Raw genomic sequence first — 15,510 nt, forward strand, 5'->3', positions numbered from 1 at the left:
TTGAGCACATCCAGCAGTTCGCCACGGAATGGATGTGGCAATACAATCATGAGCGCCCCAACATGGGCCTTGGTGGCGTAACGCCAAAACAGCGGCTGGCCATGGCCGCTTAGCCTCTACTTCTGACTCGCGTTAAAAGCGGGGGTATTACCATTGCCTCTCGATTCGCTTCATCCGTCAAGAGGCCTTGAACGTAGAGGCGGCGCCACGCCCACACCTGATTGGCATTAATGCCGTGCCTGCAGGCGTCATCCAGGCGCGGATGCCCGATCTGCCTGCTCAGGCCAACAGCCCATAGGCGCGCGCCTTGGCGAGCGCGGCCGAACGACTGCGCACGCCGAGCTTGCCGTAGAGGTTCCTGAGATGCCACTTGACCGTCGGCAGGCTGATCGAGAGCTGGTCTGCCAGGGTCTGATTGCTGAAGCCCTCGTTGACGAGGAGCAGGAGTTCCGTTTCCCGCTCGGTCAGCGGCTGGACCGGGTCGATGGATTCCATGGACGTATCGGCCGGATGAGCGCTGTCGGTGTCGTTCCCGTTGGGATATTGGCCGCAGATCTCGTGAAGCCTGGCGAGAAAATCGATCTCGTTCGGCCGAATCAGCCCGAAATCGCGGGCGCCGGTATTCTCGATGATTTTGCGGACGGCCCGCCGATACAGGATGAACGGGTAGACGAGCGACCCCGCGTGAGCCAGACCGATCGCGCGTGACAGCGCACGCGCCGCTTCCCGCGCGCGGCCCTCCCGGCTGAAGGCGTCCATGGCCGCCAGCAACAGCGATACGCGATCGTTCGTCCGCCCTTGAGTGGTGGCGCGTTTCATCGCCGCCTCGATCGCCTTGTGCGCGTCCTTCAGCAACCCGCGAGCGATCGTCAGCTCGATTCCGGCGAGCAAGCGGTCGCCTCGTTCATGCATTTCCTTGCCGGCCGGGCGCGTGCCGGCTTGTGCGACACCCTGGACAAACGCAGTCGTGTCGGCCTCGGAGTCGGAATGCAGCCGGACGCGCATGCGCTGCGCGGACAACGCGTCCATCACGCGAGGCGCATATCGGCGTGCGATCTCGCCAAGGGCTGCATCGGTCGCGCGGCCACGCTCGCTTTCGGTCGCGCAGGCCACGCACGCACCGAGCCCCAGCTCGGCGGTCAGCGCGATGCCGTGGTGATTGGCGATCTGCATGCTCCGCTCGATCAACATTTGCGCGTCGGAGAATTGGCCAAGGTCGACCAGCGCGCGTGCGTGCACACTATCGATGATCGCCAGGATGGAGGCGTTGGCGTCAATTTCCGCCGCGACACGGGCACGCATCGGGCCCAGGATCCGCGCGGCGCTATCCGGACGCGCACGGGACAGTTCCAGGATGGCGCGCAGAATCGCCACCCACGCGCGAACGAACATGCTGCCGGATCGCTCGATCGCACCTTCCGCAACGTCCAGGTGTCGCTCGCACTCATCGAGGTCGCCCCGGTTCACCGCGACCATCGCGGCCGCTGCCGCGACCGTGCCGACGTGCAGCGGGTCGTGGTGCTCGACATGGTCCAGCCACGACAGCGCCTGCGCGTGCGCTGTTTCCAGCTCGTCGGTCGCCACGGCAAGCACGATGCCGAGGAAATGAAGGTCGGCCGTGTCGAGGGGCGCGGGCGGGAAAGGGAGGCTTTCGGCGATGCGTTGATCCAGCATCTGGAATGCCGATTTCGCCTTTTCGTATTGCATCAGGTGGCACAGGGCCCACACATACCAGCCCTGCGCCTGAATCGGCAAGCGGCCGCCCAGCTCGAGCAGGGTTTCGGCCCACGTGACGAATTTCGACATCTGCCCGCAGTCCGCGGCGACGTTTCGCGCGATTCGCCCGATCAGGCGTTCCGCCTGTTCGATGTCCGGCGCTTCCAGCGCGTACCCCAGCGCGCCGACGTAGTCCTTGTGTTCCGCATGCCACGACGACGCACGTTTCAGGAGCGCCGTTCGCCTGTCGCGACCGATGCGCTCCTTCGCTTCCTGCAGGAAGTATTCGCGCAGGAGCGTGTGGAAACGAAACCAGCGGTGCCGGCCGCCCACCTCGAAGATCAACAGGTTACGCTGCAGCAGGTCGTTCAGCCAGTCCCGGGTATCGACGTTGCCGGTCATGAATTCCGCCAGGTCCGCATTGAATTCGCGCACCAGGGCGATCTCCAGCAGGAAGCGCACGCGAGCGGGATCGATGATCGCGAGAACCCGGTCGGTCAATACCCGAGAGATGTCGCGCTGGTCTCCGCTGAAACCGTGAAGCGGGGCGGGTGGAATCTGCGCCGGAGAAAAAGCGCTGCGGAACTGCTTCTGTTCCGACATCAGTACCTGTGCCAGCCGCACGGCCGCCGGCCATCCTTCGGTATGTGCGTGGATGTCGAGAAGCGTGCTGTCGTCCAGCCGGGCGAAACCCGCGAGCGCGAACAATTGTCGTGTCTCGTTCCGGTCGAAGCCGAGCTCGGCCGTTCCGAGCAGCAGCCCGTCCACCTCGAGCTTCATTCGCACCAGGTCGATCGGAAGGTTTCTGACGCTGGAAACCACCAGATGCACGTTCGGCGCGCGATGAAAGGTCAGGTTTTCGATAAACGCCGGGATCATGGGGTCCGCGCATGCATCGAGGTTGTCGATGAAGATCACGGTACGACCCGGCAGCCGGCGCAAGTCGCCGACGATCGCCTGTAGCGCATGGCCGGGATCGGTCATCTCGATCGAATCGGTGAAACCGCCGGCCGTTTCGGCGCTCGGGTCATCGGCCTTTGCCGCCGAACCGGCCATGCCGCGGCGAAGCAGCGCAAACACGGCACGAATATCCCGCTCGCGTTCGTCGAGACCGAGCCAGATGCACCGCTCGCCGCTTGCGCACAGCCAGCGATAGATCGAGCTCAACAGGACGGTCTTTCCATAACCCGATGGCGCGGTCACCACGGTAAGGCGGGGCAGCGATCGCGACCGCAGCAACGCGAGCGCGCGAGTGGGCACGCGCTCGAAGCAGAAATCAGGGGGCGTCACTCTTCCTCGGGACCAATCGTCAGGGTTCATTCGCTTCCGTGTCGTTATCGATGGACGGCGTCGCGCGGCTTGCCGCGGATAGAGGTGCCTCGGCATTGCGTGCTGCTGTTTTGCGGCGCACAAGTTCCTGCGGAGCCGCCACGTGTTCACGGATTTTGGACGCGTACCCATTCGTCGGAACTTCGGGTTTTTCCTAGGAATCAGCCTGTCCTTTAGGATGGGGTCGCGGTATGCGAGCCCGCTTTAAATTGCCCAGTAACGGACGCGTCGACGTCACCCGCGCAAATGACTCAGGGGTGCCGTTGCACGACATTCGGACGGCCACGCCGGGGTGACACGCCCCGATCGTCGATCAAAAGACGGAATGGTCTGTTTGTTACGCGTTGATCTGGATAAACGTCAATTTGGAGCGAGATGATGAGGCTGGAAGGTAAGGTGGCGATCATTACCGGTGCGTCGACCGGTATCGGCAATGCAATTGCCAGGATGTACGTCGTGGAAGGCGCAAAGGTCGTGATTGCCGACGTGCGCGGTGCGCAAGCGGCCGCGTCCGAACTGGGCCAGGACGTCGCGATCGGGGTCGACACCGACGTGGCCGATCCCGATAGCACTCGCGAGATGGCCGCGGCAACCCTGGAGCGCTTCGGCAGGATCGACGTGCTGGTCAACAACGCCGGCATTTTTACGGGGCTCACGGGCACGCCGATGGAAACGATCTCGGTCGACGACTGGGATCGGCTCTACGCAGTCAACGTCAAGGGCCCGTGGCTGTGCACCAATGCGGTGTCCGGTGCGATGCGTGAAGGCGGCGGCGGGCGGATCGTCAATATCGCGTCGGTCATTGCGCACGTCGGCGTGCCGTTCATGCTGCATTACGTATCCAGCAAGGGTGCCGTCGCGGCGATGACGCGCGCGATGGCGCGCGAGTTCGCGGCGACCCAATCCCGGATCTCGGTCAATGCGATTTCCCCCGGCTACACCCATTCCGCGAACGCGGTGGCCAACGCGCAGCAGCACGAGCAATTCGAAGGCGTGGCGTCGCAGATGCGCACGATCGCGCGCCCGCAGGTCCCGGCCGATATCGCCGGCGCGGCGACCTGGCTCGCGAGCGGCGAGGCGTCGTATGTCAACGGGCAGAACATCATCGTCGACGGCGGCATCTTCATGAGCCTCTGATCGCCTGCCCGAATTTTCGCTATCGCACCTTATCGCGGAGTCAAACACCATGAATGAAAGCCCGACGCGCCCCGCGGCCCCGACCCGATTCCAGAACCGGAACCTGATCGGCGGCCGATGGACGGAGGCGCTTGCCGGCGAATCGATCGGCGTCGAAAACCCGGCGACCGAAGCAATCGTGACGGACATCCCCCGGAGCGGGAAAAGCGACATCGACGCCGCCGTCAAGGCCGCACGATCGACGTTCGAGTCCTCCGCCTGGCGCCGGATGAGGCCCATCGATCGCGGCCGGATGCTCGAGAACATTGCCCGGAAGATCGAGGAACATGCCGGGGAACTGGCGCTGCTGGAGTCGCTGGATACCGGCAAGGCCCTTTCATTTGCCAAGATGATCGATCTGCCGTCGACCGTCGATGTGTTTCGCTACATGGGCGGCTGGTGCTCGAAGCTGAGCGGTACGACACCGCCGATTTCCTTCGACGGGAAGGAATACCACACGTACACGCGCCGCGAACCCGTCGGGGTCGTCGGCGCCATCACGCCCTGGAATTACCCGCTCGCGCTCGGGTCCTGGAAGATTGCGTCGGCGCTGGCCGCGGGTTGCACCATGGTGCTTAAGCCGACCGAGCTGACACCGCTCAGCACGCTCCGGCTGGCCGAGCTGTGCCTGGAGGCCGGTTTGCCGGAGGGGGCGCTCAATATCGTCAATGGCTATGGTCATGAGGCGGGCGAAGCGCTGGCATGCCATCCGGACGTCGACAAGATCACCTTTACCGGATCGACCGCGGTCGGCAAGAAGATCGTCGAGTACTCGCTCGGCAACATGAAGCGCGTGACGCTCGAGCTGGGCGGCAAGTCGCCGAGCATCGTATTCGACGACGCGGATCTCGATCAGGTGGGGCTCGGCGCGGCGCTAGCGGTGTTCTTCAATTCAGGCCAGATCTGCTTTGCCGCCAGCCGGTTGTTCGTGCAGGACAGCGTCTATGACCGTGTCGTCGACGCGATTGCCGCGGTGGCGTCGCAACTCAAGGTGGGCAACGGTCAGGACGCCGACACCGTGCTTGGCCCGCTCGTCTCCCGCAAGCAGCAGGAGCGGGTGCTGGGTTACGTGCGATCCGGCATCGAACAGGGCGCCAGTCTCGTGTACGGCGGCCAGAAGGTGGGGGACAAGGGCTATTTCGTCCAGCCCACCGTCTTCGCCGATGCCGATCCGTCGATGAAGATCGCGCAAGAGGAGATCTTCGGGCCGGTCATGAGCATCATCCGCTTCAAGGACGAGGCGGAAGCCATTCGCCTTGCCAACGACACGACCTATGGCTTGGCCGCCAACATCTGGACGCGGGACATCAAGAAGGCGCATCGCGTGGCCCACCGCCTGCAGGCCGGCTCGGTGTGGATCAACTGTCACGGCGTGATCGACCCTGCGGCGCCGTTCGGCGGCTTCAAGCAGTCGGGCTGGGGCCGCGAGGTGTCGGAAGAGGGGCTCGTTGCCTACACGGAGACCAAGACGGTCTGCGCATTGCTGGACGATTGACGACACATCGCTGCAAGGCGACGTGTTTCGATGGAACTGGAGACCTCAAATGTGGGAATACATTAAGTACTACTTTGCTCCCCTGGTGCAGGTGCTGGCGATATGGGGATTTTATCGGGGGGGCGATTTCACCTGGATCGCGATCGGGGCGTTTCCGGCGATTGCGATTCTCGACGCGCTGCTTCCGCTCGATCTCTCGGAGCGCAGGATGAAGCGTCACTTCTGGGCCTATTTGCCGGTCTGGATTTCGACGGTCCTGCTTCCCGTCATGTACTTCGTCTTTGCCCGGTCGGTCGGTCTGCACAACATGACCGCGCTGCAGATGGCGGGGGGCGTCGCGGGGCTGGCATGGCTGTCGGTCGTGCCCGGCGTGCCGGCGACGCACGAGCTGTATCACTCGCGCGGGCGTCTCGCGCGCTTCGCGGGCCGCTATGGTCAGGTCGCGTTTCTCGATTCCATGCGCATGGAAGTGCATGTGGTCGGCCATCACCGGGACGTCGGCACCGAAGAGGATGTCGACACGGCACGGCGGGGAACCAATCTGTACCGCTTCGTCGCCCGCTCGATGTGGGAATCGACGCGCCTGGAACTCAAGCTCGATTGCGATACGCTCGAAAAGCGCGGCCACTCGCGCTGGTCGATCCGGCATTCGCTCTGGCGCGCGATCCTGGCCGTCGTCGTGTTCCTGGGCATCAACTACGCGATCGGAGGCGGGCAGGCGGCCGGCCTGTGCCTGATTGCGATGGTGATCGCGCGCTTCTGGGTCGAGGCCTTCAATTACTACCAGCATTTCGGCCAGGTCCGGGTGGTCGGCACGCCGATCGAGAAGCGGCACGTGTGGAATCACTACGGCACGCTGTCGCGCCTGTACGCGTTCGAAATCACCAACCACGCCGACCATCACCTGAATTCCTACATTCCGTACTACAAGCTCGTCCCGGACAAGGACGTCGTCATGATGCCGAGCATCATCGTGTGCTTCCTGTCGGGTTTCATTCCGCCTTTGTGGTACGGCCGGATCATCAAGCCGGCACTGCGACGCTGGGACAACGAATTTGCGTCGCAGGCGGAGCGTCGCCTGGCCATGGAGCAAAACCGCAGCGCGGGGTGGGACGACTGGTTCGACGAACCGCCGACCCGACCCGGCGCACCGAAAAAGACGGCATGGGCCGGAAGCTGAACGGATACGGAACGGAGACCTGTGTGACGACAACCTCGACTCTCGCGCAGAGCCAGGCCAGAACCCTCCAGCGGCACATGATCGGGCACGGCATGCTGATCCTGCTGGTGGGTCTGCTGGCCGGGGGCGGCCTGCTGGTGAGCCTGACTGGCGGGCTGGAAGTGTGGCCGGGCAGGCTTCTGGCGGTTCGCGTGCCTGGCGACAGTGCGGCGTGGGTCCGCTTCCATATCGGGCAATTGCTCAACGCGTTCCTGATCGTGATGGTGGCGCTGATCCTGCCGGTGCTCGGTGTCGCGCTCACGCTCGCGCGGCGCGTCGGATGGCTCATCGTGGGGACCGGCTGGGCCAATACGCTGTTCTATGCGGCCGCGCTGTTTGCGCCGAACCGGGCGCTCACTTTCGGCGGCAACCGATTCGGGGCGGCCAACGGTGCGTCCCTCATCGGGCTGGTTCCGGCGTTGGTGTTCGCGGTCGTTTCCATCGTCGCGGTTCTGGTCCTGGCCGCGCAGTCGTTCCGACGCCCAGTGTGGCCGGCGACTCAAGATAGGGGGGGTATTTGATGCGAGATTTTCTGAAGGCCGCCTTTGGCCGATCGAAACCCAAGAAACTCCGAATCCTGCCGCAGGATGTGACGGTCGAGGTCGGGCAAGGGCAGACGCTGCTGGAAGCCGCGCTGGCGGGCGGCATTGCCTATCCGCATGACTGCACGGTCGGCACATGTGCGTCCTGCAAGACCCGCCTGAAGCAGGGTAGGGTCCGGGAAGCGACGCCGTTCGGCTATACCTTGTCCAAGCAGGAACTCGACGCGGGGTACGTGCTCGCCTGTCAGGCATTTCCGCGCGACGAACTCACCGTCGTGGAGATCGAGGCGGTCTCGGCCGATCTCCTGCCGGCCGAGAAATTCGTCGCGACGATCGTGGCGACCGATGCGCTGACGCACGACATCCTGAAGGTGACGGTCCAGACCGATCGTGCGGTCAACTATGCGGCCGGTCAGTATGCCAACTTGACGAAGGCGGATGGCGAGCGGGCGCGCTCCTACTCGTTTGCGAGTGCGCCGCAACGCAAGGGTCGGACGACGCTGGAGTTCTATATCCGCAAGGTGCCGGGCGGCGAATTCACCGAAGCCCTCTTCAATGGAGAACTGAACGGGAAATCGCTGGAGATGGAAGCGCCGCTGGGCACGTTCCACCTGCGCGGAGGCGACGCGCCGATGGTGTGTATCGCCGGCGGCAGCGGCCTGGCGCCACTGGTGAGCGTGCTCGAGCATGCCCGGGCCAACCGCATCAAGCGCGAATGCACGCTGCTGTTCGGCGCGCGTACCCAGGGCGATCTTTACCAGCTTGACGCCATCCGGAACATTGCCGGCAACTGGCAAGGCAACTTCCGGTTCATTCCGGTTCTGTCGCACGAACCGCTGGGCAGCGATTGGCGGGGTGCGCGAGGGCTGGTCACCGATCACATCGAGCCTGGGTTCTGTGCGGGCGCCGAGGGGTACCTGTGCGGGCCGCCCTTGATGATCGACGCGGCGATCGCGAGCCTGGCGAAGCAGGGTGTCCCGATCGACAAAGTGTTCTACGACAAGTTTACCGACGGCAGAACAGGCCAGGCGTGACCCGTCAGCCGCGCGGGAAACCACCTCGCGTTCCCGGCGGAAGGTGACGTGCGATTGAGAACCACCCGCTGTACCGGATCGGTGTATCTCGATCGAAAATAATTCGATATCCGAATAAATATTTGAATTGGCGGAACAGCCAGTCATCCCCAACAACGAAGAAAAGACCGGAAGGAGCGGAGGCAGAGCATGAAGGGATCTTATGTCGCCTTGTCAATCGGGTATCTGTTCGCCCAATTGTCGAGCCCGACCGCCAGGGCGCAGGATGCGTTCAACTTTAGTGCCTATGGCGCGACTTCGCTCGCGATGGGCGGAACGGCCGCGGCCAACAACATCGGATTGTCCGGCGTGATGGTGAACCCGGCAACGCTGGCGCTCGTCGGCGACGGGAACTATGCACAGGTCGGTGCGGGAGTCGTCGTCGCCAATATCAAGGCCAGGAATGAAGCGACAGGAGAGATTGCCGACTCGCGCTCCCGAGGCAGGAACAACGGGCCTTATTTCGCGCCGGACCTGACCTACTTGTGGCGGTACGGGCGTTACGCAGTGGGAATCGGCGCGTTTGCTTCTTCCGGTGTCGGTGCCGAGTACGACACGGGAAGTTTCATCTCGCGAACAACGACGAATGGCGTGGATACCGGGCTGTCGAATTTTTCCCGGCTCATGGTGTTCAAGATCCCCTTGTCGGCTGCGTACCAGGTGACCGACAAGCTCACTGTCGGCGGGGCGGTGGAAGCCGTGTGGGGCGCGGCGAACATGGGGTTGTTGTTCGACGCATCCCAGCTTGGCCTGCTTGCTGCCCAAGGCAGGCTGTCGGGCGCGTTGCTGCCGTCGTTGATCGGCATGCCGGGGCTTTCAGGCGCGCAACTCCAGTTCAGCAACAACAAGATCGCCGGCGGCGCGGCCGAGGCCTGGGGCGTGAGCGGCAAGCTCGGCCTGACCTACCAGGCAACGCCACGTACCCGGGTGGGGCTCGCATACCAGTTCAAGACGCACATGGGCGACTTGAGCGGGCACGCCCTGGTTACCGCGGTGAGCGCATCCGCCGGCAATATCCCGATCGGCGGCACCGTTTCCCTCGTCGATTTTCAGATGCCGGCCTCGGTGACGGCAGGGATCAGTCATGACCTGACGAACCGGCTCACTGTTGCGGCGGACTTCCAGCGCGTGTTCTGGCATGACGTGATGAAGGATCTGCGCGTCCGCTTCTCGCAGGACGGATCGGGGCAGGACCTGACGCTCGCGCTGCCGTTGAACTACCGGGACACCAACGTATTTTCCGTGGGGCTGCAATACCGGTATGACGCGAGCTGGGTGTTTCGTGGCGGTTTCCACTATGCGCAGGAGGCGACGAGCAGTCCAGGCCTGGTCGCGATCATTCCGTCGACCCCGACCACCAGCCTGACGGCCGGCGGCGCCTATACGTTCAACCGGGGTGGAACGATCGACTTCGCCGTCGGATATTCGCTTCCCAAGCGCGTATTCAGCAGTGGCGGGATCGGAAGCAGCGTGCCCATATCGGTAACCGATTCGATGTTTCATGTCGCGTGTTCCTACACGGCGCGTTTCTAGGTCTGTTCTGCGATCGCATCGCGGGAGTGAATCATGCACGAAGTCGCTTCAAGTTTTGACGTCATTGTCGTTGGCGCGGGTGCCGGCGGTTTATGCGCGGCCGCCCGGCTCGCGCATCTGGGGTATCGGACGCTGCTCGTCGAGACGCTCGAGCGTGTCGGCGGGCGCGCATCGACCCGGGACGTCGATGGTTTCCTGTGCAATACCGGCGCGCTGATCATCGAAGTGGACGGCGCCGTCGCGCGGACCTTCGAGGATCTGGGCCTTCCGCTCGATCTCCATATTCCGCGACGCGCGTCGACCGTCCTGCGCGTCGCCGGGAAGGACGTGAACGTGTCGGAAGGCATCGGCGGGTGGCTTCGACATGCCGGGCCGAAGGCGATCGCTGCGATCACGCGTCTTTTCCCTCGGCTTGCGCCCGCCGCGGGGGAGTCGGTCTCGTCGTGGTTGAGCCGGTTTACGCACAGTCCGGCGGTTCGCGGCCTCATTGACAACGCGATCGGCGCGATGTTTGCCGCGAACAGCACGATCTTTCCCGCGGACGTCTTTCTGCACTACTTCACGAAAGACACCGCGTTCCGGAAATTCGGGTTGCCGCCTGGCGGGACGATCGAAGTGTGGAAGCCGCTGGTCGATCTCATCGTTTCCAGCGGGGGAGCCGTCTGGCTCGGGGCTTCCGTGCAGGCACTCACGTTTTCCGACGACGGGTTGGTCAACGGTGCCGTCATCGAGCAGGACGGCGTCGTGCGGACGGTGTCGTGCAACGTTGCGGTAAGCAACATCGGCCCGCTTCACACCGCGCAACTCGCCGTCGACGCAAGGTTTCCCGCGGGCTACGTGCAGTCCGTGTGTGCCGCGACCAATCCCGCCGCAATCATCACGGTTCACTTTGCCAGCCAGCGGCCGCTTGCACGATTTCCCGGGCTGGCTTTATTCGCCAGGACGCGGCGCATGGTGTACGCAGCGAATTTCAGCGCGCCCGAACTCCGGCGAGCACCGGCCGGATGGAACCTGTACTGCGCCGCGTCGGTCCCGCGCCCGCCCTGCGGTCCGTTCGACGTCGAGAAGGAAACGGCCATGTTGCTGGACGACATTCGTGACCATTTCCCCGGCTTCGAGCGGGCGAAGATCGTCGCCATCGACGTCACCGCGCACGAATGGCCTGCGCAGCGGGCCGTGGCGGGATACGACTTGCCGAGGGAGACACCGGTCGCCAACTTGTGGAACGTCGGTGACGGCGTCAAGCCGTGGGCATCGGGCGGCACGGCGGCTTGCGCGGAAGTCGCGCGGCTCGTGGTCGAAGACGTCCGGACGCGCTACCCGCTGGAGGCGCTGCGCTCGAGCGTGCCGGTGCGTACCGGCGGTGAACATGCCGCCGTACAGGATTGAATCGGACGGGCTCGTCCCGATCGCTGACGACGTACAGGTCAACTGGAGAAGAAATGGTGAAGGTCGCTGTCATTGGCGCCGGCCCGGCCGGATGTACTGCCGCATACACGTTGCGGAAACACGGGCACGAAGTCCTGTTGTTCGAGAGCCAGGAGCAGGTGGGCGGGCGAACGCAACAGGTCCATCGTGACGGATTCAACCTCGGCTCGGGTGCCTTGTTCCTGATGGGCGGCATCTATCCGAGAACCAATGCCATTCTCAAGGAACTCGGACGTTACGGGGATCTGGTTGCCTGGGATGCCAGGACGCATGTCGTGGATTGGGACCGGCAGCGCTACACGGTTGCGTTCGACCAGATCCTGAGTTTCCTGAAACTGCCGGTCTTCGGCGTGTTCGACAAGCTCCGGCTCTGCCTCGGTGTCCTCGGGCAACTGCTGGCTTCCGGTCCGAAGTCCTGCTTCGATGGCGCGGAACTCGCGAAATACGATAACGGCGAACGGCTGGAGAGCTGGTCGTTGCGTGTGCTGGGGAAGAAAGGGCATCACTACATTACCGTTCCGTACATGGGTTTCCTGTACGCCGTGCCGATGAACTGGCTTTCGACACCCTTGTATCAGGCCATCATCCAGCAGTTTTACAAGCTGTCGCTGAAGGTGCCGCCGAAAGGCATGGGGCAAATCTGCGACTGGCTCATTGAAGGCGCGCATGGCCTCGACCTGCGTCTGTCGAGCCCGGTGACGGCGATCCGCAAGCGCGGCCACGATGGCAGCGGCTACAGCGTCGCGTCTAACGGCGAACTGCACGCGGTGGACGCCGTGATTCTGGCTTCCGAGCCCGGTGTATCCGCCGACTTGCTTGACGGGATTGCAGCGGCACAGTCCGCCGAGAAGCTCAGGCAGTGCCTGTATTCCGAGTATGCCCATGTCCAGGTCTGCTATGCGAAGAACCCGTGGCCCGATTTCCCGGTAAGCGTTGCGCTACCCGCGAACGATCTCCGCAATTGGGGGGCCTGTGTCCTGCAGAGCAAAAGGCATCCGGATGCGGTGCCGCCTGGCGGGGAAGCCGTGGGGGTGTACTTCTACACGCCGCCGCTGGCGGAAATGACGGATGACGACATCAAGCGTGAAGCCCTGCTTGCGGTAACGGAGGTGTTCGGCGCAGCGCCGGAACCCACGTTCGTACACCTGTTCCGCTACAAGCGAGGGCTCTCGATCGCGGGGCCGGGGCACTACGCAATGCTGAACTCGCTGCATCGCGAGATGCCGGAAGGAATCTATCTGGCAGGTGATTATTTCGCTCACGCAGGTGTTGAGGCAGCCGTGTTGAGCGGCGAGCTGGCTGCGAACCGCGTGATGGGACACGCGTAGGCCCATCGCGTGTCACGAGCGAATGATCTCGCACTGACGATAAATGGAGGACTCCATATAAACGAGAAAACGACGATGTTGTTTCCGGCTTAACGAGGGATGCTCTGCGAAATTCCGATGCCGTTCAAGGCATCCCCATGCAAATTCGAAACAGGAGAAAAGTGATGGATTCGACGATGAGCAATCGTGCGTATTTCAAGTATTGGCGGCTCTGTGCCGCGTGCGGCCCGATCTTCCTGACTGCGTTCATCGTGTGTTGGGGCATTCTGGGACACAACATTCCACCGATCCCGGCCGACCGCACCCCGGAGCAGATGGCGGATTTCTTCCGTACGCACTATGGCGAAGTGCGTGCCGGCATGGCTGGCGCGATGTTGTTCGGCGTGCTGTATTTGCCGTGGACCTTGTCGATCACGAAGGTGATGGAACGGATCAACCCGAAGGAAAACGACATTCTTCCGGTCTTGCAGATGTGGGGGGGCGGGATCACGGTCGTGCCGCTGGTGACGTCGTCGGTGTTCTGGCTGACCGGCGCGTATCGCCCGGACGTGCTCTCGCCGGTCACGCTGCAGATGCTCTACGACATGGGTTGGCTGCTGATCGACATGTTCTATGCGATCACGACCATTCCGATGGTCGCCATCGGGGTTGCCGGGCTGACCGATCCTCGCGCGAAGCCGCTCTTTCCCCGCTGGGCTTGCTGGTATTCGATCTGGGCCGGGCTGAGCTTTCTGTTCGAGCTGATGATGCCGGTCTTCAAGACGGGGCCGTTTGCACGGCAAGGCTGGTTGAATTTCTGGATCGAATTCCTCGTCTGGTTCGGCTACATCGTCGTGGTCACGCTCTACGTCTTCAAGGCGATTCCGCGGCTGGAGCGCGAGCGCGTGAATCAATCGGCGCCGGCCGGCAAAGCGGCGGTTGCGCCGGTCGCTGCCGGCCTGTCGAATGCGTGACCCGGGAAACCTGAGAGGCGCCATGGATGATTTCAACACGCGGGTTTCGATCGACGAGTTCGCGGATGTCGTGCCGCAGGATGCCCGGGCGGCGCTGGTGCCCGGCATCCTGTTCTTCATCATCGCGGATATCGCGACGTTCGGCATTTTCTTCGTGGCCTTCATGATTGAACGACGTCGACAAATCAGCGTGTTCGATGGGGCGTCGCGCAGCCTGAATGTCGAGGCCGGTCTGTTGAATGCGTTGATCTTGATGACGAGCGGCATGTTCGTCGCGTTTGCCGTCGATGCGGCACGGCGCGGGCGGGCCGCCGAAGTGCGGCGGTGGCTGATGTACGGGATGCTGGTCGGCGTGGGGTTCGGCGTCAACAAGGCGATCGAGTACGGCGACAAGTTCTCTCACGGCATCGGCATGCTGACCAACGATTTCTTCATGTTCTATTACGTGCTGACCGGGGCGCACTTCATTCACTTTCTCGCCGGAATGATCGTGCTCGCGGCGCTCTGGTTCCGGGCAGCGCGCGAACCGGTGCACGAGGGGCCGCTGTTCGCATGGATCGAGGGCGGCGCGCTGTACTGGCATATGGTCGATCTGCTCTGGATCGTGATATTTCCGATGCTCTATCTGGTGGGGCGACAATGAAAGGAGAAGCGCATACCACGCTGGCCGGCGCGTTTCGGGTGTGGTCGTTCCTGATACTGGCCACGCTTTGCAGCGGCTTGCTGGGCGAGCATCACGGCTTCAGCGGCGGATTGACAGCCGTCGTGGCCATCATGTTCATCGCGGCCATCAAGTGCCGCGCGGTGATGCTGCATTTCATGGAGATCAAGGCTGTCCCGTGGTCGTGGCGCCTCGTGTTCGAGGGATGGATATGGGCGGTATGCGGGGCGATTGTCGGGCTCTGGGCTATCGGCGCGCGTGGATATTGACGCGCGCCCGGCGGCCGCCGATCAGGGGCGGGAGGGCGCATCACGGCGCCCAGGTTCGAGCGGCCGCGGCTGCAGGGAGGCGGTTGCCAGGCGGCCGGGCGGGATAGTGTAATATCCCTCCCGGTTGACTCAGCACATGACGATGACAAAGTTAGTTCCCGAGCGACGCCGCACGCAGGCCGAGAGACGCGAGGAGACGCGTTCGCGGATACTGGAAGCGGCTGTCAGCGAACTGTTGAACAAGGGCTACGCCGGCTTCCGGGTGGAGCAGGTCGCGGCTACCGCGCAGGTATCGCGCGGCGCACAAACCCATCACTTTCCGACCAAGGAAGATCTGGTGATGGCGGCGCTGCAAAAGCTCTACGAAGCGTCGACCGAAGCCAGCATGAAGCTGATCGACGGCCTGAAGCCCGGCGACGATCTGCTGGATGCGCTGATGCGGGATTCGTCCAAGTTCTACCTGGGGCCGAACTTCATCATTTCGATGTCGCTGCTGAATCTTGGGGATCACGAACCCGGGCTGAGGCAGAAGGTGCGCGCGGTCTCGCGCAAGTACCGGTTGCCGATCGAGAAAGCCTGGCTGGACGCGCTGCTTCGCTCGGGGCTTGCGGAAGAGCCGGCGCGAACCGTCCTGAACATTACGCAGAGCATCTACCGCGGCATGGTGATGCGCCGTTTCCTGCGCAATGATCCCGAATACACGCGTTTCACTGTCGACCAGTGGTCCAAGATCGCACGTGCGTACATGGACCAGAGCAGCGCTTCGTCAAGCTGAAACCGCATGCGTG

General features: G+C 63.3%; 14 protein-coding genes. 13 read left to right on the top strand and 1 reads right to left on the bottom strand.

The genetic code is table 11. The features are described 5' to 3' along the window. The coding region (locus GQ57_RS42360) for an integrase core domain-containing protein (protein ID WP_152603396.1) at window positions 1-113 on the top strand (113 nt) is incomplete at its 5' end. A gap of 166 nt (window positions 114-279) precedes the next feature. On the opposite strand, the gene GQ57_RS31260 is transcribed toward GQ57_RS42360, so the two are convergent. Beyond that, complete coding sequence (locus GQ57_RS31260; RefSeq protein ID WP_160257571.1) at window positions 280-3,036, bottom strand: LuxR C-terminal-related transcriptional regulator; 2,757 nt, start codon at window positions 3,034-3,036, stop codon at window positions 280-282. A 387-nt stretch (window positions 3,037-3,423) separates the two neighbouring features. On the opposite strand from GQ57_RS31260, the gene GQ57_RS31265 reads away from it, so the two are divergent. The 12 genes from GQ57_RS31265 (at window position 3,424) to GQ57_RS31320 (ending at window position 15,497) form a co-directional block, all read left to right on the top strand. Further along, window positions 3,424-4,182: an SDR family NAD(P)-dependent oxidoreductase gene (locus GQ57_RS31265; RefSeq protein WP_034199899.1), complete on the top strand. Its 759-nt coding sequence runs from the start codon at window positions 3,424-3,426 to the stop codon at window positions 4,180-4,182. A 49-nt stretch (window positions 4,183-4,231) separates the two neighbouring features. Then, entirely contained in the window at window positions 4,232-5,716 is a 1,485-nt protein-coding gene (locus GQ57_RS31270) for an aldehyde dehydrogenase family protein (protein ID WP_052001538.1), read from the top strand. A 49-nt stretch (window positions 5,717-5,765) separates the two neighbouring features. Then, complete coding sequence (locus GQ57_RS31275) at window positions 5,766-6,896, top strand: alkane 1-monooxygenase (protein ID WP_034199876.1); 1,131 nt, start codon at window positions 5,766-5,768, stop codon at window positions 6,894-6,896. Window positions 6,897-6,919: 23 nt separating this feature from the next. Further along, complete coding sequence (styC, locus tag GQ57_RS31280) at window positions 6,920-7,456, top strand: styrene-oxide isomerase StyC (RefSeq protein WP_152603398.1); 537 nt, start codon at window positions 6,920-6,922, stop codon at window positions 7,454-7,456. Then, on the top strand, window positions 7,456-8,511 hold the full coding sequence (locus GQ57_RS31285; RefSeq protein WP_034199877.1) for a 2Fe-2S iron-sulfur cluster-binding protein: 1,056 nt from the start codon (window positions 7,456-7,458) through the stop codon (window positions 8,509-8,511). Before styC ends, GQ57_RS31285 begins: the two co-directional genes overlap by 1 nt. A 189-nt stretch (window positions 8,512-8,700) precedes the next feature. Then, window positions 8,701-10,083: an OmpP1/FadL family transporter gene (locus GQ57_RS31290; RefSeq protein WP_034199878.1), complete on the top strand. Its 1,383-nt coding sequence runs from the start codon at window positions 8,701-8,703 to the stop codon at window positions 10,081-10,083. A 33-nt stretch (window positions 10,084-10,116) separates the two neighbouring features. After that, entirely contained in the window at window positions 10,117-11,472 is a 1,356-nt protein-coding gene (locus GQ57_RS31295) for a phytoene desaturase family protein (RefSeq protein ID WP_052001540.1), read from the top strand. A 53-nt stretch (window positions 11,473-11,525) separates the two neighbouring features. Then, window positions 11,526-12,839 carry a protoporphyrinogen/coproporphyrinogen oxidase gene (locus GQ57_RS31300; RefSeq protein WP_034199879.1) on the top strand — a complete coding sequence of 438 codons (1,314 nt, stop codon included), beginning with the start codon at window positions 11,526-11,528 and terminating at the stop codon, window positions 12,837-12,839. A gap of 164 nt (window positions 12,840-13,003) precedes the next feature. Continuing rightward, window positions 13,004-13,792 (top strand): hypothetical protein, encoded by a 789-nt coding sequence (locus GQ57_RS31305; protein ID WP_031402471.1) that lies wholly within the window; start codon window positions 13,004-13,006, stop codon window positions 13,790-13,792. Beyond that, the gene (locus GQ57_RS31310) at window positions 13,785-14,435 is read left to right on the top strand and encodes a cytochrome c oxidase subunit 3 (protein WP_081895000.1); all 651 of its coding nucleotides are present in this window, start codon (window positions 13,785-13,787) and stop codon (window positions 14,433-14,435) included. The genes GQ57_RS31305 and GQ57_RS31310 overlap by 8 nt, the downstream gene beginning before the upstream one ends. Continuing rightward, a complete protein-coding gene (locus GQ57_RS31315; RefSeq protein ID WP_034199880.1) occupies window positions 14,432-14,722 on the top strand; it encodes a cytochrome C oxidase subunit IV family protein in 291 nt (96 codons plus the stop codon). The genes GQ57_RS31310 and GQ57_RS31315 overlap by 4 nt, the downstream gene beginning before the upstream one ends. A gap of 142 nt (window positions 14,723-14,864) precedes the next feature. Further along, on the top strand, window positions 14,865-15,497 hold the full coding sequence (locus tag GQ57_RS31320) for a TetR/AcrR family transcriptional regulator (RefSeq protein ID WP_034199904.1): 633 nt from the start codon (window positions 14,865-14,867) through the stop codon (window positions 15,495-15,497). The last annotated feature ends 13 nt before the right edge of the window (window positions 15,498-15,510 follow it).

Source organism: Burkholderia sp. MSh2, assembly GCF_000731655.1.
Lineage (GTDB): Bacteria > Pseudomonadota > Gammaproteobacteria > Burkholderiales > Burkholderiaceae > Burkholderia > Burkholderia paludis.

Coding starts and splice junctions, on each gene's coding strand:
- GQ57_RS31260 (WP_160257571.1), bottom strand. CDS start 3,036: ATGAACCCTGACGATTGGTCCCGAGGAAGAGTGACGCCCCCTGATTTC.
- GQ57_RS31265 (WP_034199899.1), top strand. CDS start 3,424: ATGAGGCTGGAAGGTAAGGTGGCGATCATTACCGGTGCGTCGACCGGT.
- GQ57_RS31270 (WP_052001538.1), top strand. CDS start 4,232: ATGAATGAAAGCCCGACGCGCCCCGCGGCCCCGACCCGATTCCAGAAC.
- GQ57_RS31275 (WP_034199876.1), top strand. CDS start 5,766: ATGTGGGAATACATTAAGTACTACTTTGCTCCCCTGGTGCAGGTGCTG.
- GQ57_RS31285 (WP_034199877.1), top strand. CDS start 7,456: ATGCGAGATTTTCTGAAGGCCGCCTTTGGCCGATCGAAACCCAAGAAA.
- GQ57_RS31290 (WP_034199878.1), top strand. CDS start 8,701: ATGAAGGGATCTTATGTCGCCTTGTCAATCGGGTATCTGTTCGCCCAA.
- GQ57_RS31295 (WP_052001540.1), top strand. CDS start 10,117: ATGCACGAAGTCGCTTCAAGTTTTGACGTCATTGTCGTTGGCGCGGGT.
- GQ57_RS31300 (WP_034199879.1), top strand. CDS start 11,526: ATGGTGAAGGTCGCTGTCATTGGCGCCGGCCCGGCCGGATGTACTGCC.
- GQ57_RS31305 (WP_031402471.1), top strand. CDS start 13,004: ATGGATTCGACGATGAGCAATCGTGCGTATTTCAAGTATTGGCGGCTC.
- GQ57_RS31310 (WP_081895000.1), top strand. CDS start 13,785: ATGCGTGACCCGGGAAACCTGAGAGGCGCCATGGATGATTTCAACACG.
- GQ57_RS31315 (WP_034199880.1), top strand. CDS start 14,432: ATGAAAGGAGAAGCGCATACCACGCTGGCCGGCGCGTTTCGGGTGTGG.
- GQ57_RS31320 (WP_034199904.1), top strand. CDS start 14,865: ATGACAAAGTTAGTTCCCGAGCGACGCCGCACGCAGGCCGAGAGACGC.